The organism is Roseburia sp. 499, from assembly GCF_001940225.2.
Classification (GTDB): domain Bacteria; phylum Bacillota; class Clostridia; order Lachnospirales; family Lachnospiraceae; genus Petralouisia.
In genome coordinates, this window is sequence record NZ_CP135164.1 from 542899 (window position 1) to 568561 (window position 25663).

The 25663-nt window shown below is 38.9% G+C and carries 21 protein-coding genes; 18 read left to right on the forward strand and 3 right to left on the reverse strand.

Going from position 1 to position 25663, the window contains the following annotated elements; genetic code table 11:
* The first annotated feature begins 8 nt into the window (after window positions 1-8).
* From BIV20_RS02835 to BIV20_RS02865, 7 genes are all read left to right on the forward strand, one after another.
* On the forward strand, window positions 9-488 hold the full coding sequence (locus BIV20_RS02835; protein ID WP_075717862.1) for a SpoVA/SpoVAEb family sporulation membrane protein: 480 nt from the start codon (window positions 9-11) through the stop codon (window positions 486-488).
* A 79-nt stretch (window positions 489-567) separates the two neighbouring features.
* Window positions 568-2253 carry a bifunctional diguanylate cyclase/phosphodiesterase gene (locus tag BIV20_RS02840; protein WP_075717864.1) on the forward strand — a complete coding sequence of 562 codons (1686 nt, stop codon included), beginning with the start codon at window positions 568-570 and terminating at the stop codon, window positions 2251-2253.
* 341 nt (window positions 2254-2594) lie between these two features.
* Window positions 2595-3878, forward strand: coding sequence for an aspartate--tRNA(Asn) ligase (gene aspS / locus BIV20_RS02845; protein ID WP_075717866.1), 1284 nt, complete (start codon window positions 2595-2597; stop codon window positions 3876-3878).
* A 76-nt stretch (window positions 3879-3954) separates the two neighbouring features.
* Window positions 3955-4698 carry a LytR/AlgR family response regulator transcription factor gene (locus BIV20_RS02850; protein ID WP_075717868.1) on the forward strand — a complete coding sequence of 248 codons (744 nt, stop codon included), beginning with the start codon at window positions 3955-3957 and terminating at the stop codon, window positions 4696-4698.
* Window positions 4691-5869, forward strand: coding sequence for a sensor histidine kinase (locus BIV20_RS02855; RefSeq protein WP_083655072.1), 1179 nt, complete (start codon window positions 4691-4693; stop codon window positions 5867-5869). Before BIV20_RS02850 ends, BIV20_RS02855 begins: the two co-directional genes overlap by 8 nt.
* 84 nt (window positions 5870-5953) lie before the next feature.
* Complete coding sequence (locus BIV20_RS02860) at window positions 5954-7762, forward strand: ABC transporter ATP-binding protein (RefSeq protein WP_075717870.1); 1809 nt, start codon at window positions 5954-5956, stop codon at window positions 7760-7762.
* Window positions 7759-9597 (forward strand): ABC transporter ATP-binding protein, encoded by a 1839-nt coding sequence (locus tag BIV20_RS02865; RefSeq protein ID WP_075717872.1) that lies wholly within the window; start codon window positions 7759-7761, stop codon window positions 9595-9597. Before BIV20_RS02860 ends, BIV20_RS02865 begins: the two co-directional genes overlap by 4 nt.
* A 221-nt stretch (window positions 9598-9818) precedes the next feature.
* Here BIV20_RS02865 and BIV20_RS02870 read toward each other — a convergent pair whose 3' ends face one another.
* Entirely contained in the window at window positions 9819-11144 is a 1326-nt protein-coding gene (locus BIV20_RS02870; RefSeq protein ID WP_075717874.1) for an IS1380 family transposase, read from the reverse strand.
* Window positions 11145-11395: 251 nt separating this feature from the next.
* Between BIV20_RS02870 and BIV20_RS02875 the strand changes: the two genes are divergently transcribed.
* The 4 genes from BIV20_RS02875 to BIV20_RS02890 all read left to right on the forward strand — a co-directional run bounded on the left by BIV20_RS02875 (window position 11396) and on the right by BIV20_RS02890 (window position 14797).
* Window positions 11396-12835, forward strand: a complete 1440-nt coding sequence (locus BIV20_RS02875; protein ID WP_242939772.1) for a polysaccharide deacetylase family protein — start codon at window positions 11396-11398, stop codon at window positions 12833-12835.
* Between the two features lie 117 nt (window positions 12836-12952).
* Complete coding sequence (gene spoVAD, locus BIV20_RS02880) at window positions 12953-13966, forward strand: stage V sporulation protein AD (RefSeq protein ID WP_075717878.1); 1014 nt, start codon at window positions 12953-12955, stop codon at window positions 13964-13966.
* Between the two features lie 10 nt (window positions 13967-13976).
* Window positions 13977-14333, forward strand: a complete 357-nt coding sequence (locus tag BIV20_RS02885; protein WP_075717880.1) for a SpoVA/SpoVAEb family sporulation membrane protein — start codon at window positions 13977-13979, stop codon at window positions 14331-14333.
* Window positions 14334-14419: 86 nt separating this feature from the next.
* A complete protein-coding gene (locus BIV20_RS02890) occupies window positions 14420-14797 on the forward strand; it encodes a hypothetical protein (RefSeq protein ID WP_075717881.1) in 378 nt (125 codons plus the stop codon).
* 79 nt (window positions 14798-14876) lie between these two features.
* Here the strand turns inward: BIV20_RS02890 and guaB are convergent, their stop codons facing one another.
* A complete protein-coding gene (guaB, locus tag BIV20_RS02895; protein WP_075717883.1) occupies window positions 14877-16331 on the reverse strand; it encodes an IMP dehydrogenase in 1455 nt (484 codons plus the stop codon).
* Window positions 16332-16581: 250 nt separating this feature from the next.
* On the opposite strand from guaB, the gene hisA reads away from it, so the two are divergent.
* Genes hisA through BIV20_RS02920 form a run of 5 tightly spaced genes read left to right on the forward strand, consistent with a single transcriptional unit; the run spans window position 16582 to window position 21440 of the window.
* On the forward strand, window positions 16582-17364 hold the full coding sequence (gene hisA, locus BIV20_RS02900; RefSeq protein WP_075717885.1) for a phosphoribosylformimino-5-aminoimidazole carboxamide ribotide isomerase: 783 nt from the start codon (window positions 16582-16584) through the stop codon (window positions 17362-17364).
* A 51-nt stretch (window positions 17365-17415) separates the two neighbouring features.
* The gene (gene glnA, locus BIV20_RS02905; RefSeq protein ID WP_075717887.1) at window positions 17416-18747 is read left to right on the forward strand and encodes a type I glutamate--ammonia ligase; all 1332 of its coding nucleotides are present in this window, start codon (window positions 17416-17418) and stop codon (window positions 18745-18747) included.
* Between the two features lie 18 nt (window positions 18748-18765).
* On the forward strand, window positions 18766-19311 hold the full coding sequence (locus BIV20_RS02910) for an ANTAR domain-containing response regulator (protein WP_075717889.1): 546 nt from the start codon (window positions 18766-18768) through the stop codon (window positions 19309-19311).
* A gap of 29 nt (window positions 19312-19340) precedes the next feature.
* Entirely contained in the window at window positions 19341-20192 is an 852-nt protein-coding gene (gene dapF, locus BIV20_RS02915) for a diaminopimelate epimerase (protein WP_075718220.1), read from the forward strand.
* A 33-nt stretch (window positions 20193-20225) separates the two neighbouring features.
* On the forward strand, window positions 20226-21440 hold the full coding sequence (locus tag BIV20_RS02920; protein ID WP_075717891.1) for an LL-diaminopimelate aminotransferase: 1215 nt from the start codon (window positions 20226-20228) through the stop codon (window positions 21438-21440).
* A gap of 44 nt (window positions 21441-21484) precedes the next feature.
* Here the strand turns inward: BIV20_RS02920 and BIV20_RS02925 are convergent, their stop codons facing one another.
* On the reverse strand, window positions 21485-22936 hold the full coding sequence (locus BIV20_RS02925; RefSeq protein WP_075717893.1) for a nicotinate phosphoribosyltransferase: 1452 nt from the start codon (window positions 22934-22936) through the stop codon (window positions 21485-21487).
* A gap of 217 nt (window positions 22937-23153) precedes the next feature.
* On the opposite strand from BIV20_RS02925, the gene tig reads away from it, so the two are divergent.
* The gene (gene tig / locus BIV20_RS02930) at window positions 23154-24248 is read left to right on the forward strand and encodes a trigger factor (RefSeq protein WP_075717895.1); all 1095 of its coding nucleotides are present in this window, start codon (window positions 23154-23156) and stop codon (window positions 24246-24248) included.
* A gap of 21 nt (window positions 24249-24269) precedes the next feature.
* Window positions 24270-25661: an asparagine--tRNA ligase gene (gene asnS / locus BIV20_RS02935; protein ID WP_075717897.1), complete on the forward strand. Its 1392-nt coding sequence runs from the start codon at window positions 24270-24272 to the stop codon at window positions 25659-25661.
* Window positions 25662-25663: the final 2 nt, after the last annotated feature.

The window sequence follows — 25663 nt, forward strand, 5'->3', positions numbered from 1 at the left end:
AAAATAAAATGGCACAGGAAACTATGGCACAAAAAGAAAAGAAAAATCAAGCGTATAATGAGTATGTAAAACAGGTGACACCGACTCATTCACTGCCCGCAAATATGGCAAAGGCATTTGTGTTAGGAGGAATCATTTGCGTAATCGGGCAGTTCATTTTAAATATAGCAATGAATCAATTTGGGTTAGACAAGGAAACCGCGGGAAGTTGGTGCAGTATGATTCTGGTATTGAGTAGCGTTATTCTGACGGGATGTAACATCTATCCATCATTGGCAAACTGGGGGGGCGCAGGGGCATTGGTTCCGATTACCGGATTTGCCAATTCCGTGGCGGCACCGGCGATTGAGTTCCAGAAAGAAGGGCAGGTATTCGGAATCGGATGTAAGATTTTTACCATTGCAGGACCGGTCATTTTATATGGAATCTTTACCAGTTGGGCCTTGGGACTGATTTATTGGATTGGAAAGTGTATTGGATGGGTCTAATTTCATATTGACAGTTAAAAAAATAAGTACCTATAATTATGATAGGTACTCATTTTTTATAACGAAAGGAGGAGAAGGTATGGAAGGGAACAGCCATGGGGAAAATTGGGAAAAGTTTTGTCAGTTCATAGAGGTTTTGAATCCATGTATGGATGATTATTTGTATATATTTGATATAAGAGAAGATTTTTATGCGATATCATCTGGGGCATTGAAACGATTTAAGATATCGGCTGCTCAATTTCATAATGTGTCGGAAGGACTTCGAGAGTTTGTTTATGCAGAAGATATTGATATGCTTTTAGAAGATTTGGCACTGATGATTTCGGGGGAAAAGGATTTTCATAATCTTCAATATCGTTGGCTGGGGCCGGATGGGAAACCTATCTGGATTAATTGTCGTGGACGTATTATAAAGGATACCGATGGAAAGCCTGAGTTCATGATTGGTTGTATAAATGAAATTGGGGCAAAACAGAAAGCGGATAACACCAGTGGACTTTTGGGGGAATCCAGTCTTATGTCCTATGTGAGGGAAGTAGGTCCCCGTGTGCCAGAGGGGTATATTCTTCGTATTGGTATTGATAATTTCAAAGAAATTAATGAAAATAAAGGAATTGAATATGGAGATATGATCCTGCGAAAGACAGCAGAGTGTATCGAAGGGGTAATCCAGCCTGGGCAGAAGTTATATCGGATGGTGGCAGACGAATTTATGGTTATAGACTTTCAGGGTGGAAGTACTAAAAAGGCTCATAAATTGTATAAGAAGATTTGTCAGAAAGTGGAAGAGTTTATTGAACAAAATCACTATGAAGCAGTTTATACTGTTTCAGGAGGCATATTAAGTTGTAGCCAGATACAGGATGAGTCTTTTTCTTCTATTATGAAATTGTCGGAGTTTGCACTGAATGAGGCAAAACGGAAGGGAAAAAATAGGTCTTATATTTTTGATGAAAGAGATTATAAGGAATTTCTGCGGAAAAAGGAACTATTGAGCGAGATGCGCTATGCTATATATGATGATTACAAAGGATTTGAAGTGCATTTTCAGCCGATTGTGGATGCGAAAATAGGAAAATTGGCAAGTGCAGAGACTTTGCTTCGTTTTCATTCAGAAGTGACCGGAGCGGTTTCGCCGGTAGAATTTATACCACTTCTGGAAGAAACCGGATTGATTATACCGGTAGGAAGGTGGGTATTAGAGCAGGCTTGTTCCAGATGTAGAGAGATTCAAAAATACATACCGGATTTTAGGGTTAGTGTAAATCTTTCGTATGTTCAGGTAAAAAAGAGCAACGTTTTAAAAGAAATTACCAGTATGATAGAGAAGTATGAACTGAATCCCCGTAATCTTATTGTTGAATTGACAGAAAGCGGATTTCTGGAGTCGGATTCTAATTTTCGAAAACTTTGTGATGGATTGAAAGAAAGTGGTGTTGCGCTTGCTTTGGATGATTTTGGAACAGGATATTCCAATTTCCATTATCTTTATGATTTAGGTCCGAATATTATTAAGATAGACCGCTCCTTTACCGTAAAGGCTTTACAAAACGACTATGAGCATGGTTTGTTGGAGCATATTATTCAGATGATTCACAGCATTGAACTTCGTATCTGTATAGAAGGAATAGAGACAGAGGAAGAATTAGCGAAAATCAATAAATTGGAACCGGACTATATTCAGGGCTATTTCTTTGGACGGCCTTGTCCTTATGAGACATTTTATGAAAATCATGTCAAGGTAGCAGAAGTAGAAGAATAGTTGACAACCCGAAATATCAGTGCTACAATAGGACAAAATTAAAGGTAGGTATATGAAATGCAGAATATTCAGTTGAGAAAACTGAACAGGGACGACGATTAACAGCGTTTGCAGTTGTGACATAATCACAGGTGCAAGCGCTCTTAGTGTTGTACCTGTGTGGGATAGAAAGGGAGAACCACATTGGTAAGTTTATCAGTGAGGTTCTTTTTTTATACAATAAATCCCTTGTCACATTATACCAAGAAGGGTGGTGATACTATGTGGCATAAAGACGATGCCGGCATGGATTATAGCGTAAGACCTTAGAAATTGAGAATAGATTAGGAGGAATTACGCAAATGAAAGAGTTAAAAAATCACATTGGAGAAACTATTAAGATACATGGAAGTATTTATAAAATACGAAGAATGAGTGGGTTTGCATTCGTTCTATTACGCACCAAACGCGAAGTGGTACAGTGTGTGTATAGTGAGGCGTTTTCTGATTTTCAAATGGAAGAATTGCAGGAAGAAAGTTGTGTGATTGTAACTGCACAGGTGGTGGAAGAGGAACGTTCCAGAACCGGATGGGAGCTTCGAATGAAGGAACTTCGGATACTATCCAGACCGGAAGAGGAAAGTCCCATTGTAATCAATCAGAAGAAGGTAGATACTTCTATAGAGAATTTATTGGACTATCGCCCGATTACGTTACGAAATGAAAAGCAAAGAGCAATTTTTAAAATTCAGGCAGGAATTTGTCAAGGATTCCGAAGATTTTTGGAAGAACAGGAATTTACAGAAATCCATACACCTAAAATTGTATCGGAGGGAGCAGAAGGCGGGGCAAATATTTTTCAAATGAATTATTTTGGAAAGGAAGCTTATTTGGCGCAAAGCCCACAGTTTTATAAACAGATGATGGTTGGCGTATTTGAACGTGTATTTGAAATAGCTCCTGTATTTCGGGCAGAAAAACACGATACGGCAAGACATTTAAATGAATATACCGGTGTAGATTTTGAAATGGGATATATCGAAAGTTTTGAAGAGATTATGGAAATGGAGACGGCGATGATTCAGTATGCTTTTTCTTATCTAAAAGAAAATTATGCGCACGAATTAGAATTGTGGAAGGTACAGGTGCCGGAAATCAAAAAGATTCCTTCCATTAAGTTTCAGGAAGCAAAGGAACTGGTAGCAAAAACTTATGCAAGAAAAATCAGAGATTATGAGGACTTTGAACCGGAAGAAGAACGATTGCTGGGTGAAATTATGAAGGAACGGACAGGGAGTGATTTTGTATTTGTAACACATTATCCTACCAAGAAGCGTCCGTTTTATGCTATGGAGAATCCGGAAAATCCACAGGAGACCTTAAGCTTTGACCTGTTGTTCCGTGGTTTGGAAGTAACTACTGGTGGGCAGAGAATTCACAACTATAAGGAGCAGGTGGCAAAAATGCAGAGTAGAGGAATGGATGTCAGTGCATTTGAAAGTTACTTGATGATACATCGCTATGGAATGCCACCTCATGGTGGACTGGGAATGGGGCTGGAACGTTTTACAGCACAGCTACTAGGCTTTTCTAATGTAAGATATGCCGCTATGTTTCCGAGAGATATTCATCGGGTAACCCCCTAGAAAGCCGAGGAAGGTATGGAAGTATCACTTGTTTTATGATATGATGTGAAGAATAAGAACAAATCCGAGGAAAAGTATGAGAATTGCAATTTGTGATGATGAAGTGGCACAATTAAAGTTATTAGAGTCCTATGTGAAAAAATGGGAGAAGGAACAGAAGGAAGTAGTAGAAGTCTGCAAGTATGAGCGGGCAGAACACTTTTTATTTCAATGGGAAGAGCAGCAGAATATGGACATTCTGCTGCTCGATATTGAAATGCCGGGTATGGATGGTATGACCATGGCAAAAAAGCTGCGTGAAAAGAAAGATAGTATCCAAATTATTTTTATTTCCGGGAATTCCGAGTATGCTTTAGAAGGATATGAGGTAGAACCGGTAACATATTTATTGAAACCTGTAAGCAGTGAGAAACTTTATGCAGCTTTAAACAGAGCGGTGGAACGTATAGGAAGGACAGAACCCGTGCTATTGGTGGAGGAAGCTGGTGGAAAGGTTCGCATTCCGGTAAAAGAAATTTTGTATCTGGAAAGTGAAGGACATGATACCATGATAAAAACTGAAAATGGTATCTTTCGCTGTAAAAAGGGAATTCAGGAAATGGAACAGATGCTTGCAGATGTGGGGGCGGGAACAAGGGGTGGATTTTGCAGAATTCATCGTTCTTATTTGATTTCTATGGGGGCTGTGCTTCGAATTACACGTAAGGAAGTAGAACTGCAGGATTATACCAGACTTCCAATTGCAAGAGGAAAATGGGAAATGGTGAATCAGGCATATTTGGCTTATTATCGCAGGGAAATGGAGAAAATGAATGAATAACCTGTTTTTTCAATGTGGATGTCTGGTATTGTATTTATATTATTGTTACCAAATAGATCAAATAGAAAAAGGAAAGGGAAAACTGGCAGTAGTTTTAGGAATAGTATCTGGAATAGTGGTTGCTTTTTCTTACTGGAATATTCCGGAACTTGGTTGGTTTTTCATCACGGGAACGATTCTTTTATACCTTTTGTTTTATGGAGAAGAAGCATTCCGAAGTGTTTTTGGAAAGGCAGCAATGTTGGGGATATTGGTGGTGGTGTCTGAGTTTGTTATTTTACGAACAAAATGGGTGAGTGAATTCACAGTGGGAAGTGTACTTTTGTGGATAAGCTTTTTATTATTAGCAGGACATCGTGGATATTTGAATGCGATATCAGGTATACTTACTGCAATAATTTATGGAATTATTGTGTGGTTAACGTGCTTTCAGTCTGAAAATGCATGGATATATTTAACTTTGGCAACGTTGATTTTTGGCGTTTTGGAAATGACGCTATATCACTATCAGAAGGGATACGAGACACAGACCAGAGATTTTCAACAGAATGTTTTGCTACAGCAGTATGATGAAATAAAAAATATTTATATGAATATGCGCGGCTGGCGTCATGATTATCACAATCATATTCAGGTAATAAAGGCACAGATGGCATTGCAGGAGTGGGAAGAGGCAAAACAATATTTGGATGAATTGGAGCAGGATTTGGAGCGGGTAGATACTTATGTGAAGTCAGGAAATCTTATGATAGATGCGATTTTAAACAGCAAACTGACATTGGCAGAACACAAGAGAATTGCGGTAAACTGCAAGGCACAGGTGTCGGAAGAGCTGGAAATTGCAGATGTGGATTTGTGTGTAATTCTGGGGAATTTATTAGATAATGCCTTGGAGGCATGTGATCTGATACCGATAGAAAAGAGGTTCTTGCGCATATATTGTGTGGTAAATGGGAAACAGTTTTATTTATCCATTCAAAATTCTGCAAAAGAAGATCCGGACTTTAATGAACGCAATTATATTACCAATAAACGTGGAGAACATGGATTTGGGATGCGCCGGGTGAAGCTGCTGGTAGATAAATATCAGGGATATCTGAATCTTCAAAATGAACCGGGGATTTTTGCAACAGAGGTAACATTACCTTTAGGAAAATTGCAATCCGTGTAAAAAATATGACATTTCGTGCAGGAATTTCCATATGTGGAGATTCCTGTATTATTATATGGGGAGTAAAAGAAGGAGGAAAGAAAAATGGCGGAAAAGACATATTCATTGTGGAATCATATCAGATATTTCATGCGTTATTTTCATAAATATGAGGGTTATGGAATATATCCCGTTGCCGTATTGTACATTTTTTGCAGTGTAATGAATCCATTCTTAGGAATGGCATTTGCCAGTGCAGCAGTAAAACGGCTTACGATGGAGAATGTGACAAAAGCGCTGATTTTTATTGTAGGATATGTGTTGTTGCTTCAGGCAGTAGAAATGGGAGAGGTACTTGGGAGTGAAAAGGTATACGGAAAGTTCTTTTTATTCCGCATTGACTTTGCAGTGGAATATGAGAAACATTGTCTAGAAATGGATTATCAGGCCATGGAAAGTGATGAGGGACAGAAAAAGCAACAGGCAGGACTAAGGAATATCTGGGCTGGAAACAATGTGGGAATGGAGGCAGTACTGAGGAATGTTCCTATACTAATTAAAAACGTCCTGGGGCTGATTTTATATGGAATTCTGGTAGGGGGACAGAATATTTATATTTTGTTATATCTGTTTTTAACGGCATTTTTAGTGTGTGGACTGACCTGGAAAAATGGAAAACGTCACATGAGACTTTTGAAAGAAGAGCATAAATATGAGAAAAAGCAGACATATCTTTTTCGGGAAATTGTAAATCCCAAAAATGGAAAAGATATTCATATGTATCATGCGGAAGGGTGGTTTTTGGATTCGCTGAAAAAGATACATGGACAGATTATGGCAGTGATTCACAGAATACGAATGGGTTATTTTGGAGTGGACGTGTGTCAGGTACTATTAGCAGTTTTAAGAGATGGTCTGGCTTATGGATATTTTATTTATCAGATGCAACAGGGAAACATAACAGTAGCACAGTTACTATTATATCTTGGTGTGGTAGCGGGATTTTCTAATTGGATGGAACAGATATTTAATTGCATTCACGAAATGATTGAAAATAAACCGGTACTGGATAATTATCGTGATTTTATGGAATATGGAACAGAAAAGGAAGATGGGAAAGAGAGTAAAGTACAGGAAGGAATTCCGCATGAAGTTCGGTTGGAACATGTAAGCTTTACCTATCCGGGGAATGAAACACCGGCAATAGATGATATCAGCCTTACAATCTCCTCAGAGGAAAAACTGGCGCTGGTGGGAATGAACGGTGCAGGAAAGAGTACACTGATAAAATTAATCTGCGGACTCTACAAACCACAAAAAGGAAAAATATATCTGGATGGGGTTGATATTGAAACGATTCCAAAAGAAACCTATTTTAAAGAGTTTGCAGTGGTATTTCAGGAGGTCTTTTCCTTTGCGTTTTCACTGGAGGAAAATGTAAGCTGTCAGACAAAAGAGGAACAAGATGAACACAGAATAAGAGAGTGTTTAGAACAGGCAGAATTACTGGAAAGAGTAGAACGTATGCCGGCAAAGGCAAAAACAATTCTGGGAAAAGAACTGAGTCAAGAAGGAGTTGTGTTATCCGGTGGAGAAATGCAGAAATTAATGCTTGCAAGAGCTCTTTACAAGGATGCGCCCATTGTAATCTTAGATGAACCTACAGCCGCTTTAGATCCTATTACGGAGAGTAAAATGTATGAGAAATATTATTCATTTACAGAAGAGAAAATGAGCATTTTTATTTCTCACCGTTTAAGTTCTACACGGTTTTGCAACAGAATACTGTTTTTGCAGGATGGAAAAATTAAAGAGGAAGGAACTCATGAAAGTCTGATGGAACAAAAGGGCGCGTATGCACAAATGTTTCAGGTACAGGCACATTATTATCAGGAACAGGAGGCGCAGGCATGAAAAAACATTTTGCATATCAGAAGCAGGGAATGGAATTTTTGAAAATTGCATGGCGGCTAGATCATTCCGTTATTCCGGTTGGAATACTGTTGAGCTTGGTTGAAATTCTGCAAATCTATCTTGGATTATTTCTTTCAGCAGAGATTATTGATGAGTTATTGCAGAAAGATTATCAGGGCGGAATGATTTATGCAGGAATTTTAGTGGGAGCGAATCTCTTGTTAGGAGTTGGAAAAGCTTGGCTTACCATGCAGCGAAAAGAGCGGAATGAGTCCATAGATATGGCGTTTACGGAAATGATACGTGAAAAAGTATTGCATCTGGATTATGAATCTATGGAAGATGCAGATAAAATAGGAAATGTAAAGGCTGCTGAATTGAAAATGCGTTTTCAGGGAGGAATGGCGTCTTTGTTACTCTATTATCAGCAGGGCCTTTCTATTTTACTTAATATGGTTGCCTCTGTGATATTGATTGTAATATTATGTTTTTCGGTTCCGAAAAAAGGAAATGCATTCGTGCATTTTATTGGTCAGATTCCGGTATCCGTAGTTTTATTGTGTATGGTTCTTGGCGGAATCGGGATTTTCTTAAACAGAGTTATGGTAAATATGAACCGGAAATTTCAGGAGATTTCAGAGAAACATCCGGAAGCAGAAAAAGAACTGGCATATATTATAGAGGATATTATCACAAAATATGAGGCAGGAAAAGTAATTCGTCTGTTTGCCATGAAATCGATGATTATGGAGAATATTAAAAACAAGGGAAAAGAACAAAATAAATTGTTTACGGATATGATGGAATGGTATTTTAATATGAAGGCATTGCAGGGAGGAATGGGATGCGTATTTCGTGCTTTTTCCTATTTTCTGGTTAGTGTGAAAGTTCTGGCGGGGGCAGTCAGTATCGGTTCTTTTACAAAATATGCCGGAGCATTGGTACAGTTTGGACAGTCGGTATCACAGCTTTTAGAGTTAGAACCTCAGATTAAGCAGATTTGTATGGGAATGGAGTACTTTTTAGAATTTCTTAAGCTTCCGAATATGCGTGAAACAGGAAGTATTCCAATTGAGAAACGCTTGGACAATGAATATGAATTAGAATTTCATGATGTAAGTTTTCGATATCCGGGAACAGATGAGATGATTTTAAATCATGTAAATTGTAAGATTGCATTAAAAGAGAAAATGGCGGTAGTAGGAAGAAACGGAGCAGGAAAGACCACGTTTATTAAGCTTTTGTGTCGTCTGTATGATCCCACAGAAGGCTATATTACATTAAATGGTGTAGATATTCGAAAGTATGACTATAAAGAGTATATGAGTATATTTGGTGTAGTATTCCAGGATTATAGTTTGTTTGCGTTTTCAGTAGGGGAAAATGTAGCTACAGAAAATGCCATAAATCCTGAGAAAGTGTGGAAGTGTCTGGAAAAGGCTGGGGTAAAAGATGTAGTAGAACAGATGCCAAAAGGATTGGATACACCTTTATATCATTATGAAGAGGAAGGGGTAGAAGTCAGTGGTGGTGAGGCACAGAAAATTGCCATTGCAAGAGCACTTTATAAGGATGCACCATTTGTGATTTTGGATGAACCAACGGCGGCTTTAGATCCCATCAGTGAGTATGAAATTTATAAACGATTTGATGAGATGGTAGAGGATAAAACCAGTATTTATATTTCTCATCGAATGAGTAGTTGCCGGTTCTGCAATGATATTCTGGTTTTTGAACAGGGGAAAATTGTAGAGAGGGGAAGTCATGAACAGTTATTAAAACAGGATGGTTGTTATACAAAATTATGGAATGCGCAGGCAAAATATTACGCCTGAAAACTGTCGCGGGAAGCATGGAAAACATTTCCTAAGTTTTTAAAAAATATTAATTAACCTGAATTATTCACGGATCAGTATCTGAACCAATAAATTTACCGTGAATCAAAAAATCTAATCCTTGCCGTAACAACTTCTCTCAAATCACCTGCAAAAGGGTATAAAATACCTATGGAAAATTTCAGAGCAGTTATCGAGCTGTCAAGGTTCGTTAATAGTTGCTATTCCAGCTGTATACTAAGCTTGCTGATATTTGACAGAGTTTCATAAAACTCATTCTTGTAAGGACAGCTACTACACAGCTTGAATGTTATATATCTTGCTGAATGAACTGCTTTCGCAGCAATCTTCAGCAGTTTTAAACGGACGGTATCAATGCGTTGCTTTCGCATATTTGCTGATAACGCCAATCGTCTAAACCAATTAAATATGTTATACGCAAGAGCGTGTACCTGAAGCCTGTTGGCATTTACCATTCTGGTATGACTGCTTACGGAAGCGAAATCAAAACCGGATTTGCTTTCTTTGATGAAGTTTTCCATCAGTCCTCTTTTGCAGTAAAATTTGATGAGATACTCTGGTGAGGAATCCATGTTTGTGACAATAAATGTGTACATGTAAATCATCTGGTTCTCTGGCTTTTCAACCTTGCAGACCACGCGCCTTTCATAAGGCCATGAACCTGCTTTGTACATGAATTCACCATAAACTACCGCATAATCAACTTTGTTATTCCTTGTTATCTCATCAAGTTCATCCACAAGATGGGATGCTTTTTCACGGAGAATTCCATTCTCTTTCAGCCGGATAACATAGCTTGTGCCATTTTCCTCACACTGCGTATAAAGATCAGGCGTAGCGAAACCGCTGTCACCACGAAGCAGAATACGGATTGCCGGATAATCGTTCAGGTATTCATCAAGTATCGGCTGCAGGAAGTCAACCACTCCGGTACAGGAATACTGTGTTCCATCACGAAGCTGGATTTTAATCAGATCCCCGGTCATTCCATCATAACAGACAAGCGGATGGTATCCATTACTCTGATAGTGGAAGTTAAAGGCTTTTCCTTCCTGTTTACCATATGCATCAAGAAGAGTGGAATCAAGATCCAGAATAACAGCCTGTGGCATCTGGATACTGTAGATTTTCTTTCTCAGCATTCTGCCAATAGTAAGGAACTGGTTTAAGGTATCTTCATCCGTACGGTTAAAAAATCTTGATACCGTAGGTTGTGATGCAAGGGCATCTTTTTCAAGTACAGACTTGAATACAGGATCATTTGTAAGTTCATCGGAAGCATCATCTTCGAAATAACCGGCAATGATCATATATATCATCTGGAGCAGATTTTTCTGATCCGTATGATATCTGAATAATGCAGAATCATTGGTCTTGAAAGCTTTGTCAAAAAGCTTATCAATACCAAGTTTGCTTACGAATTCTTTGATAAGAAGTAAGCCTGCATCGGAGGACAAATCACCTCCGTCAAAATTTATTTTAATTTGTCTATTGCTTTCAAGAGATAAGGTGTTTACAATACTCATAAAGGGCTCCTTTTGGGTTATGATTTAAGATTCGACACCTTAATTTTACCACATTTGGATGCTCTTTTTTTATTCACTTAATAAGTGAAAAGCAATATTCAGTTAAAATACAGTAACAATGTGGCTTTCAGCCACTTTCACGGCACAACCGTGAATAAATCAGGATTAAGTATTTGTAAAACTTTGATTGCTTTTCTTTCACGTTCATAATATGATATAGAAAGAACCGAATGAAACAGGGGGAAGGGATTGTGAATGAAAAAGAACAGATACATAAGAGTAGGGAACGGAAGAAGCGGAAACAAAGAGAACAACAGATAAAAATAGGAATTGAAGTTCTTGCAGTAGTGTTAGTTATTGGATTTGCATTAGCTATAAAATGCTGTATGGGTGATAAGAAAGATCCTGAAAAAGATGTAATAGAAACCGCTGTAGTGCAGGAGAAATCTGAGAAAGTGGAAGAAAAGAAAAGGCAGCAGATTTTGGCTGAGGCAGACAGAATAGCAGCCGGATATGATTATGACAAGGCAATTGCACTGATACAGTCTTATAGTGAATATGAGACATATCAGGAACTGACAGAAGCTATTTCCAGATATTCTGCGGCGAAGGCAGAATGTGTTCCGGTTAATATAGACGAAGTAACACATATTTTCTATCACTCGTTGGTGGTAGACCCGCAGCGAGCATTTGCGAATCAGGACAGTGACCGACAGGCAAAGGGAAATAATCAGTGGATGACCACGATAGATGAGTTTAATAAGATTACCCAAAACATGTATGATGAGGGCTATGTATTGGTAAACCTTCATGATATTGCACAGCAGACGGTAGATGAGAATGGAAACGTGCATTTTTCACAGGGAACGATTTTACTTCCACCGGGGAAAAAGGCATATGTATTATCTGTAGATGACTTATCCTACTACCATTGTTATGATAACTATGGATTTGCTTCTAGGATGGTTTTGGATGAGAATGGAAAACCGAAATGTGAGTACATACAGGCAGATGGAACAACAGTGGTAGGAGATTATGATATTGTACCATTGCTGGATAAGTTCATGGAAGAACATCCAGATGGAGCTTATCGTGGTGCAAGAGGAACCATTGCTTTAACCGGATATAATGGAGTATTAGGATATCGTACGGATATTAGTTATGAGACGCGTCCGGCAGATATTTATAAAGATAAATTAAAATGGTTAGAAAATCATCCTGAATTTAACCTTGAAGAAGAACGGGCAAGAGCGAAGGAAGTTGCTGATGCAATGAAGGCAGAGGGATGGTCTTTTGCAAGTCATACCTGGGGGCATTTGAAAGTGGCCTCTATCTCATTGGAACAGTTACAAGCCGACACAACACGTTGGAAGGAAAATATTGAGCCGATTGTGGGAAGTACAGATACGATTATCTTTGCTCATGGAGAAGATTTAGGTGACTGGAAGGATTATGATCAAAATAATGCGAAATTTCAATATTTGAAGTCTCAAGGTTATAACTTCTTCTGTAATGTAGATTCGCGTCAGTATGGAGTGCAGATCAGAGATAATTATGTAAGGCAGACCAGAAGAAATATAGATGGTTATCGTTTGTATCAGAATGTCATTGGAAATGAAAATAATTTATCGGATTTATTTAATGCGGCGGAGATATTAGATCCGAGTCGGCCGCCGGTAAAACCTTTATAATTGCGAAGGAATAGTGCATATCACTTTTAGGTGAAATGCGCTATTTCTTTTTTTAAACATAAAATTCTGATTTTTGCAAAGACTATAAAAAGACTATGGAAATCAGGAGGAAATATTATGTCGCAAATGATTGGGACGCAAAGCATCCAGTTTGACCAAGCTCCTTATGTGCAAAGTAGTGCAAGTATTGTAGGAACGAAGGAGGGCGAAGGACCACTGGGAAAGCTTTTTGATGTAATTGGCGAGGATGATAAGTTCGGGGAAGAAACATGGGAAGAAGCGGAGAGTACATTGCAAAAGGAAGCTGCAACTCTGGCTTTGGGAAAAGCCAATTTGAAAAAGGAGGATGTTCGTTATATTTTTGGCGGTGACCTATTGGGGCAGAATATCGCTACCACTTTTGGAATCATGGAATTGAATATTCCATTATTTGGGTTATATGGAGCCTGTTCTACTGCGGGAGAGTCTTTGTCTCTGGCAGCCATGGCGGTAGCGGCAGGATATGGAGAAAATGTGCTGGCAGTTACTTCCAGCCACTTCGCCAGTGCGGAAAAACAGTTTCGTTTTCCCTTGGAGTATGCCAATCAAAGACCCTTATCAGCTACCTGGACGGTTACAGGAAGTGGTGCCTTTATACTTGGAACAAAGCGAAGTCACATACGGATTACCGGAATTACTACAGGAAAAGTTGTAGATTACGGAGTAAAAGATTCTATGAATATGGGAGCGGCTATGGCACCGGCGGCCTGCGATACCATTTATCAGAATCTGATAGACTTTAAGCGGCAGCCAGAGGATTATGACAAGATTATTACCGGAGATTTGGGTACAGTAGGACAGGAAATTTTATTTGATTTATTAAAGAAAAAAGGTTTTGATATTGCCAAAGTCCATATGGATTGTGGAATTGAGATTTTTGACAGCGAAACGCAGAATACCAATGCAGGAGGAAGCGGCTGTGGCTGCTCTGCTGTGACTTTGAGTGCTCTGATTTTGCCAAAACTGCAAAAAGGAACATATAAGCGAGTACTATTTGTGCCTACCGGAGCCTTGCTGTCTACGGTAAGCTTTAATGAAGGACAGAGTGTACCGGGAATTGCTCACGGAGTAGTTCTGGAGTATGCCGGATAGGAGGAAAATGATGGATTATATAAACGCATTCTGGGTTGGAGGACTTATTTGTGCTCTGGTTCAGATTTTAATGGAAAAGACCAAGTTGCTACCGGGAAGAATTATGGTGTTGCTGGTATGCGCAGGGGCGGTGCTGGGTGCAATTCAGATTTATGAACCTTTTCAAAAGTTTGCCGGAGCCGGAGCAAGTGTCCCACTTTTGGGGTTTGGAAATGTACTTTGGAAAGGGATTCAGAAGGCAGTAGATTCCGATGGATTTATAGGAATTTTTATGGGGGGATTTACTGCCAGTGCAGTAGGAATTTCAGCAGCATTGGTTTTTGCTTATCTTGCAAGTCTTGTGTTCCAACCTAAAATGAAAAAATAAAAGAAAAAAGGGAAGAATGTATAAATAAAGGGGAAAGAGTTCATATTAATAGGGACAAAATTATAAATAAAGAAGGAGATTTTATTATGAAACAGTTAAAAAAGATTCTGGTATTATCTACAATGGTACTGGCAATGTCCGGCATAACAGCTTGTGGAACGAATACAACAAATGACAACGGAACAACAAATGGAAATGGAACCGTAAATGATAATGAAACCACAAACGGCAATGGTACAACAAATGACAACGGAACAACAAATGGAAACGGAACAACAAATGGCAATGATGGTGTGATAAATGATGTGGGAAATGACATTATTGATGGTGTGGAAGATATTGGAAACGATGTAGAAAATGGAGTGAATGATATTACAAATGGTAATGGAAACAACAATAATGATGTAACCAATGGAACAGATACCAATGGTATAACAAATAATAACAATAGAGCAAACCCATAAAGAATACAGATAAAATGGGCTATGACTTTGCGATATTAAAATCGTTAAAGCCATAGCCCATTCTTGCTATATGTGTATATTATTCATCTATACTATAGTTTGGAGCTTCTTTGGTAATGTGAATGTCATGTGGATGACTTTCTTTTAAAGAAGCAGCGGAAATTTTAACGAACTGTCCGTTTTCCTTTAATGCTTCAATGGTAGGAGTACCACAGTATCCCATACCGGAACGAAGACCACCAACTAACTGGAATATAGTATCTTCTACACTTCCTTTATATGCAACACGACCTTCTACACCTTCTGGTACAAGTTTTTTTGCATCCTGCTGGAAGTAACGGTCTTTGGAACCATTTTCCATAGCAGCAAGAGAGCCCATACCACGATATACTTTGTATTTTCTTCCCTGATATAATTCAAAGGTTCCCGGGCTTTCATCGCATCCTGCAAACATGCTACCCATCATACATACGTTAGCACCGGCAGCGATAGCCTTGGTCATATCTCCGGAATATTTGATACCACCGTCTGCGATAATAGGGATGCCATATTCCTTGGCTACTGCGTAGCAGTCCATAATAGCTGTAACCTGTGGAACACCAATACCTGCAACTACACGAGTAGTACAGATGGAACCAGGTCCGATACCTACTTTTACTGCATCTGCGCCGGCTTCAATTAAAGCCTTAGTAGCAGCTCCGGTAGCAATATTTCCGGCAATTACCTGTAAGTCAGGATATGCAGCTTTGATTTTCTTTACTGCTTCTATGATATTTTTGGAGTGACCGTGAGCAGAGTCTACAACGATAACGTCAACCTTTGCTTTTACCAGTGCATCTACACGGTCCATCATATTAGCGGTAATACCAACACCTGCACCACAGAGAAGTCTTCCCTGTTCGTCTTTCGCGGACTGTGGATATTTAATCTGCTTCTCAATATCCTTGATAGTAATTAATCCCTTTAAATTGAAGTTATCATCTACGATAGGTAATTTCTCTACTCTTGCTTTTGCAAGAATTTCTTTTGCTTCTTCTAAGGTAATGCCTTCTTTTGCAGTTACTAATCCGTCAGAAGTCATGCATTCTTTAATCTGTTTGGAGTAGTCTTCCTCAAACTTCAGGTCACGGTTTGTAATGATACCAACCAATTTACCATTTTCAGTAATTGGAACACCAGAGATACGGAATTTTCCCATCAGATCATCAGCATCCTGTAATGTATGCTCTGGAGAAAGAGAAAATGGATCTGTGATAACGCCATTTTCAGAACGTTTTACCTTATCAACTTCCTCAGCCTGTGCCTCGATGGACATATTTTTGTGAATAATTCCAATACCACCCTGACGTGCCATAGCAATTGCCATTCTGTGTTCAGTAACTGTGTCCATGCTGGCGCTCATCATAGGAATATTTAACTTAATTTTCTTTGTTAAATTGGTAGAAAGGTCTACCATATTCTGTGTATGTTCTGAGTATGCAGGAACTAATAAGACATCGTCAAATGTAATTCCTTCGCCGATAATTTTACCCATTTTTTTTCCTCACTTTCTTTATCATTGCTTTTGCTGTTATTCCCTCGATTTTAACAAAAAGGAGCGAAACTGTCAATGACTGACGGACACTTATAATAAAAAATATTTATCATTTTTACTACTAAATAAGTAAAGAAATACTTATGATTGCAAAAATATGCAGCGGGAAAGAGATTTTATATTTTCATTTTTTATAGATTGTGTTATTTTAATAAGGAAACAATAGGATGACAGCATAAGGAGTTTGAAGATGGAATTTCGACCATGCATAGATATTCATAATGGAAAAGTGAAACAGATTGTAGGAGGGAGTCTGCGAGATGAAGGGAATCAAGCAGAAGAAAATTTTGTATCTGAGCAGGATGCTTCCTTTTTTGCAAGATTATATCAGAAATATGGGATAAAGGGAGGACATATTATACTTCTGAATCCTGCAGGAAGTGAATATTATAATGATACCAAGAAGCAGGCTATAAGTGCTTTGAAGGCTTATCCGGGAGGAATGCAGATTGGTGGCGGAATTACGGCAGATAATGCAGCGGAGTTCCTGGAGGTAGGAGCCAGTCATGTTATTGTTACTTCCTATGTATTTAAAAATGGGATAATTAATTACGAGAATTTAGAAAAATTAGTGAAGATTACAGGAAAAGAACATCTGGTGCTGGATTTAAGTTGCCGGAAGCGGGAAGATGGATATTATATCGTAACGGACCGTTGGCAGAAATTTACCGAAGAGAAGGTGACAGAGGAACTTCTGGAAAGATTATCTGTGTATGCAGATGAGTTTCTGGTGCATGCAGTAGATGTAGAGGGGAAAGCTGCCGGAATTGAAAAGGAACTGGCGGAACTGTTAGGAAACTGGCAGAAGCTCCCGATTACTTATGCCGGAGGAGTAGGAAGCATGGAAGATCTTCGACAATTGCAAGAATTGGGAAAAAACAGATTAAATGTAACGGTTGGAAGTGCACTTGATTTGTTTGGGGGAGATATGGAATTCGAAAAAGTATTATCCATTTGTGGAATTGACAAATGATAAAACCGTTGTTATTATCAGAAACAGAAGAAAGAAAAGGAGTGTTACGTCATGAGTAAGTATACGAAACAGGACATCATGCAGATGGTAGAGGACGAAGATGTGGAATTTATTCGACTTCAGTTTACGGATATGTTTGGCACATTGAAGAATGTGGCTATTACCAAAAGCCAGTTGGAAAAGGCGTTGAATAATCAGTGTATGTTTGATGGTTCCTCTATAGAGGGATTTGTGAGAATTGAAGAATCGGATATGTATTTGTATCCGGATTTAGATACGTTTGTAATTTTTCCATGGCGTCCTCAGCAGGGAAAGGTTGCAAGAATTATCTGTGACATTTATCGTCCGGATGGAAAACCTTTTGAAGGAGACCCAAGGTATATTTTGAGAAGAACCATTGCAGAAGCAGCAGAATTGGGATATCAGTTCAATGTAGGACCGGAATGTGAATTTTTCCTGTTCCATACAGATGATGAAGGAAGACCTACCACAATTTCTCATGAACGTGCAGGATACTTTGATTTAGGACCGGTAGATCTTGGGGAAAATGCCAGACGTGACATGGTGTTGACACTGGAGGATATGGGATTTGAAATCGAGGCGTCCCATCATGAAGCAGCTCCGGCGCAGCATGAGATTGATTTTAAATATGATGAAGCAATGCGTACTGCAGATAATATTATGACATTTAAGTTAGCAGTAAAAACTATTGCAAAACGTTTTGGACTGTTTGCAAGTTTTATGCCAAAGCCAAAGCAGGGAATCAATGGTTCAGGAATGCATATAAATGTTTCTGTTTCTAAGGATGGAAAGAATATTTTTGCTGATCCATCGGATGAACTTGGATTAAGTCAAGAGGCATATTATTTTATCGGCGGAATCATGAAGCATATGAAAGGAATGACAGCTATTACGAATCCGCTGATTAACTCTTATAAGCGTTTGATTCCGGGATTTGAAGCACCTGTTTATATTGCGTGGTCTGGAACAAACAGAAGTCCTTTGATTCGTATTCCGGCGGCTCGTGGCGAGGGAACCCGTGTAGAGTTACGTAGTCCGGATTCAGCAGCGAATCCGTATCTTGCTCTTGCAGTATGTCTTGCGGCAGGATTAGATGGAATTAAGAACAAGATAATGCCTCCAAAACCAGTGAATGGTAATGTTTTTGATATGACAGCAGAGGAAATGGAAGCATTGAATATTCAGGCACTTCCTGCTGATTTAAACGAGGCAATAGAAGAATTAGAAAAGGACAATTTTATCCAGGAAGTATTGGGAAACCACGCTTCACAGAAGTATGCGGAAGCAAAACGTGAGGAATGGGCGGCATACCGACAGCAGATTACAGATTGGGAAATTGACGAGTATCTTTATAAAATATAATTCCATGGAGGAATTGTCTTGATTAACGTAATAGTAGCATTTCCCAAAATTGAAAACGGGAAAAGTATTAAAAACATTCTGATAAAAAGTGGGTTTCAGGTTGGTTCAGTATGTGTAACGGGTGCTCAGGTTTTGCAGAATACCGATATGTTGGGGGATGGTATTGTGGTATGTGGGTACCGCTTGCAGGACATGTTATATACGGAATTACATGAATATCTGCCACCACATTTTCAAATGCTTATGGTGGCAGCCCCAAATTTGTGTGAAGAGAGAGAAGTAGAGGATATTGTGTGTCTTTCCATGCCGCTTAAGGTACATGAATTGGTTAGTACAATGGAAATGATGGTGTACACCATGGAGCGGCAACGTAAAAAACGAAAGTCCGCACCGAAAGCACGCAGTCAAGAAGAAAAACAGCTTATTCAGCAGGCAAAGGAATTGCTGATGGTGAGAAATAATATGACAGAAGAAGAAGCTCACCGCTATATGCAAAAGACAAGTATGGATAGCGGAACAGGACTGACGGAGACTGCTCAGATGATTTTGAGCATGCTTAGTTGAAGAGCAGAGAAGGAAAGGAAGGTGACAGCGTGAAATTTACGAAGATGCATGGAATTGGAAATGATTATGTATATGTAAACTGCTTTGAGGAAGAAGTAAAGAATCCTGCGAAGGTTTCAAAGTATGTTAGTGATCGGCATTTTGGAATTGGGTCGGATGGATTGATTCTGATAAAACCATCTATAGTAGCAGATTTTAAAATGGACATGTATAATGCAGATGGTTCCCAGGGAGAAATGTGTGGAAATGGTATCCGATGTGTAGCAAAGTATGTATATGACTACGGGCTTACCAATAAGGAAAATATTAGTGTAGAGACATTGGCAGGAATCAAACATCTGGAACTTACCGTCGAAAATGGCAAGGTGGCGTTGGTAAAGGTTAACATGGGTTCGCCGGAGTTAGTACCGGAAAAAATCCCGGTAGTGGCAGAGGGAGAACGTGCCATTGATGTGCCGTTAGAGGTAAAGGGAAAGTCTTATCAGATGAATGGTGTTTCTATGGGGAATCCTCATTGTGTTATTTTTATGGAAGAAGATGTACGAAATCTAGACCTAGAAGCAATAGGACCGGATTTTGAGAATCATGAGCGTTTTCCAAAACGAATCAATACAGAGTTTGTGAATGTATTGGACAACCAGACTTTACGGATGCGTGTCTGGGAACGTGGAAGTGGTGAAACCCTTGCTTGTGGAACCGGAGCATGTGCAACTGCAGTAGCAGCTGTGTTAAATGGATTGGTTCAAAAGGAGGTTACCGTGAAGCTTTTGGGCGGTGACTTAAAAATACAGTGGGATGGCGGTGAGTCGCCGGTTTATATGACCGGTCCTGCAACTACCGTATTTGACGGCATTGTTGAATTGCCCGATGGAATAGAATAAAATAAACAGCCGATAGGCAGAAAGAGGAGTAAGATGTACAAGATTAATGACAACTATCAGAAGTTACCAGGCAGCTATTTATTTAGTACCATTGCAAAAAAAGTGAATGCTTTTACAGCAGCGAATCCGGATAAAAACATTATTCGTCTGGGAATTGGTGATGTAACACAACCAATTGCACCAGCAATCATTGATGCACTGCATAAGGCAGTAGACGAGATGGGAAGTGCAGAAACTTTCCATGGATATGCACCGGACTTAGGATATGAATTTTTAAGAAATGCAATTGTAGAAAATGATTATAAATCCAGAGGTTGCGATATTTCTGCAGACGAAATTTTTGTTTCTGATGGAGCAAAGAGTGATTCTGCTAACATTCAGGAAATCTTTTCTGTAGATAACAGAATTGCCGTATGCGACCCTGTCTACCCGGTATATGTAGATTCTAATGTAATGGCAGGAAGAACCGGTGTATATGACCCGGAAAAAGAGACATGGAGCAATGTGATTTATATGCCATGTACCAAGGAAAACGGATTTGTACCGGAATTTCCAAAAGAAACACCGGATATGATTTATCTGTGCTTCCCAAACAATCCTACCGGAACCACAATTACAAAGGCTCAGTTACAGGAATGGGTTGATTATGCAAATAAAGTTGGCGCAGTAATTCTTTATGATGCTGCTTATGAAGCATATATTTCTGAAAGTGATGTAGCACACTCTATTTACGAGTGTGAAGGAGCAAGAACTTGTGCTATCGAGTTAAAGAGTTTCTCTAAGAATGCAGGATTTACCGGAGTTCGTCTTGGATACACTGTAGTTCCTAAGGACTTAAAATGTGGAGATGTTTCCTTAAATGCAATGTGGGCACGCCGTCATGGTACTAAATTTAACGGAGCACCTTATATTGTACAGAGAGCCGGAGAAGCAACTTATTCAACGGAAGGAAAGGCTCAGTTAAAAGAGCAGGTTGCTTATTATATGAAGAATGCAGCAACCATTAAGACCGGACTTCAGGATGCAGGATTTACTGTATTTGGTGGAGTAAATGCACCATATATCTGGTTAAAGACACCGGACAAGATGACCTCATGGGAATTCTTTGATTACTTATTGGAAAATGCTAATGTAGTAGGAACTCCAGGTTCAGGATTCGGACCAAGCGGAGAAGGATACTTTAGACTGACTGCATTTGGTACTTATGAAAATACAGTCGCAGCAATTGAGCGAATTAAAAAGTTATAAGAAAAATGTCGTCAGTTCCGTTATGGAACTGGCGACATTTAATATTACTCCTGACCCATCTCATTTAAAATCTGTCGTTTCATATCGTATAATTTATCTGACAAGTCCACATATACTTTGTGTGGATTTACAAAACGTTTTGTCTCATTCCAGAGTGTTTCTTTTTCTTTATCACAGTATTTTTGAATTTCCATGACTTTCGGAGAATGATAGACACAGGTTCCTTGGTCAAATATCTTTACCAGAAGCTCACGCATGGAATAGGTACCTGCTTTTAACAGAGTTTTTTTCCAGGGTTCATGTGGGTCAAAAATCCTCAAATCTTTATTGGTATCAAATGTTTCATCAGCCAGACAAATTAAATCAGCTTTTATCTTGTGAGAATCCTCTTCATAAATGCGGTAAACGGTTTTGTTTCCTGGATTGGTAACTTTTTCCGTGTTTTCGGAAAGCTTAATTTTAGGAATGAACTCTCCTTGTTCATTTTGGATAGCAGCAAGCTTATATACACCGCCGAAGGCAGGGCAATCCTTAGAGGTAATCAAGTGAGTTCCGACTCCCCAGGAAGTAATGGTAGCTCCCTGGTTTTTCAGACTTTCAATTAGGTATTCGTCAAGGTCATTGGAAGCCGAGATAACAGCATCAGGGAATCCGGCGTCATCTAACATTTTACGAGCTTTTTTGGATAGGTAAGCAAGGTCGCCGCTATCCATACGGATACCATAGAAGGTAAGCGGAATGCCGGCCTCACGCATTTCGGTAAAGACACGAATAGCATTAGGAATACCGGATTTTAAGGTGTCATAGGTATCCACCAGAAGAATGCAAGCTGAGGGATACAGAGTTGCATAGTTTTTAAAGGCAGTATATTCATCCGGGAAACTCATAATCCAGCTGTGGGCATGGGTTCCTTTGACCGGTACATCAAATAGTTGTCCACAGAGGACATTAGAGGTTCCACAGCATCCGCCAATGACGGCAGCTCTGGCTCCATAGGTACCGGAGTCTGGTCCCTGAGCACGACGGAGGCCAAATTCCATAACACCATCGCCCTGAGCAGCATAGCAGACCCTGGCAGCTTTGGTGGCAATCAGACTTTGGTGATTTAAAATATTTAAAATAGCAGTTTCTACCAACTGGGCTTCCATAATAGGAGCCACTACTTTAATCAATGGCTCTCTTGGAAAAATAACAGTACCTTCCGGAATGGCGTAGATATCACCGGAAAAATGAAAATTACTTAGATATTCCAGAAAATCATCGTCAAAAATACCAAGTCCTCGTAAATAGGAAATATCATCTTCATCAAAGTGAAGATTTTCAATATAGTCAATTACCTGTTCCAGTCCGGCACAGATGGCATAGCCGCCGTTGCATGGATTATTGCGGTAAAAAGCATCAAAAACAACAACTTCACGATTTTTAGTTTTAAAATACCCCTGCATCATTGTCAGTTCATAGAGGTCTGTCAATAATGTCAAATTTAATGTACTCATAATAACTCCTTTCAGAATAGGTGACCTTTGCTTAGTCACAATATATCACATTTCCCTAAAATTTTACAGTGTGCATGGGTGATTTATTTGCAATTTCTAATCTAGAATGCTTTTCAATTAGGTAAAAATGTGATATTCTTTATTATTGAGTATAACCATTTATAGTATTTATTTACAAGCGACTATAATGGAAACTAGAAAAGAAAGGTAAAGTAGAATGAAGAAAAAATTAGTAATACTATTGGCAGCTGTAGGTACCTTATCTATATTGGGAGGGTGCGGAAGTGACAAAAAGAGTACAACAGAATACGATGCATCTGATTATGTGACGCTTGGAGATTACAAAGGAATGGAAGTGAAAATGGATTCCAATTATGAAGTAACAGATGAGGATGTAAAAAACTATATAGAAACAACTGTATTTAATATGTATCCCGCATATGAAGATTCAGATAAGACTACAGTAGAAAATGGGGATTTTGTAAACATTGATTATGAGGGATTAAAGGATGGAGTAGCTTTTGACGGAGGTACTGCGCAAGGAACAGTTCTTGAAATCGGTTCCAATACTTTTATTGATGGATTTGAATCTGGTTTGATCGGGGCAAATGTAGGAGATACAGTTGCTTTAAATCTTACATTTCCGGAGAATTATCAGAGTACAGATTTAGCAGGACAGGCTGTGGTATTCAATGTAACCGTTAATAAAATCGTGAACAAGGTAGATATGACCTATGAGACTATAACAGATCAGTATGTAATTGATAATTTTAGCTCATGGGGATATGAAACAGTACAGGATTTAAAGGACGGAATAAAGGAACAACTGACACAGAGTAATGAATCTGGTAAAGAACAAGATACTCAGACTGCTGTGATAGAGAAGTTGCAGGAAATATGTACCGTAAATAGTCTTCCGGATGGAGTATTAGACGAAAGAGTGAAAGAATACAAAGAAGAGATGGAAAAGTCTTTAAAGGAAGACTATAATATGGGCATAGAAGAGTATCTGACTGCGATAAATCAAACACAGGAAGAATTTGATACAGAGATTACAGACTATATGAAACAGAATCTGGAGATGGAATTGATTCTGACGGCCATTGCGGATAAGGAAAAAATTGAAGTAGATGAAGAAGGATATAAGGAGTATATTAATAGCATAATCAGTAGTGGAAACTATGAGAGCGAAGATGCTTTGATGGAAGAATACGGCGAAGACTATGTGAAATCGGTCTATCGTAATAATAAGGCTATGGATATGATAAGAGAGAATGCGGTAGTTACTTATGGTGATTCTGCAGCAGAATAAAAATGGAATAGGAGAAAAATTATGGAACTGATTAATATCAGAGATTTATATAGAAAAAAAGAAGATTATCTGGAAAAAGAGGTACAAATTGGCGGATGGGTCAGAAGCATCCGTAATTCCAAAAATTTTGGATTTATTGTGGTAAACGATGGTACTTTTTTTGAACCGTTGCAGGTAGTGTACCATGATGGACTTGAGAATTTTGCAGAGATTGAAAAGTTAAATGTAGGGGCGGCTATTATTGTAAAAGGAAAACTGGTAGCCACACCGGAGGCAAAACAGCCATTTGAAATACAGGCAGATGAGGTTTTGATTGAGGGTCAATCTACACCGGATTATCCGCTTCAGAAAAAGAGACACAGTTTTGAATATTTAAGAACGGTTTCTCATTTAAGACCACGTACCAATACTTTTGAGGCAGTTTTTAGAGTACGTTCCCTGATTGCTTATGCCATTCATAAGTTTTTTCAGGAGAGAGACTTTGTATATGTGCATACGCCATTGATTACCGGAAGCGACTGTGAAGGAGCAGGAGAGATGTTTCAGGTTACTACTATGGATTTAAAGAATATTCCGAAGAATCCGGATGGTACGGTAGATTATAGTCAGGACTTTTTCAATAAGCCGACAAACCTTACTGTAAGTGGACAGTTGAACGGTGAGAGCTATGCCATGGCATTTAAAAATATTTATACCTTTGGACCAACCTTCCGTGCGGAAAATTCCAATACTACGCGACATGCAGCAGAGTTTTGGATGATTGAGCCTGAAATTGCATTTGCAGATTTGGAAGATGATATGATATTGGCAGAAAGTATGCTGAAATATGTAATTAATTATGTGTTGGAAAATGCACCGGAGGAGATGCAGTTCTTTAATAGCTTTGTAGATAAGGGGCTGTTGGAACGTCTGAATCATGTAGTAAATTCTGAATTTGCCCGTGTTACTTATACGGAAGCAGTGGAAATCTTAGAAAAGCATAACGACAAATTTGATTATAAGGTAAGTTGGGGTTGTGACTTACAGACAGAACATGAACGTTATTTGACAGAAGAGATATATAAGAGACCTGTATTTGTTACAGATTATCCAAAGGAAATCAAGGCATTTTATATGAAATTGAATCCGGATGGAAAGACAGTGGCAGCAGTGGATTGTCTAGTACCGGGAATTGGCGAAATAATCGGGGGTAGCCAGAGAGAGGATGATTACGACAAGCTGTGTCAGCGTATGGATGATTTGGGATTGAACAAGGAAGATTACGATTTTTATCTGGATCTTAGAAAATATGGTTCAGCCAGACATGCTGGATTTGGGCTTGGATTTGAGCGTTGTGTCATGTACTTGACAGGAATGAGTAATATTCGTGATGTTATTCCATTTCCAAGAACTGTAAATAATTGTGAATTATAGTA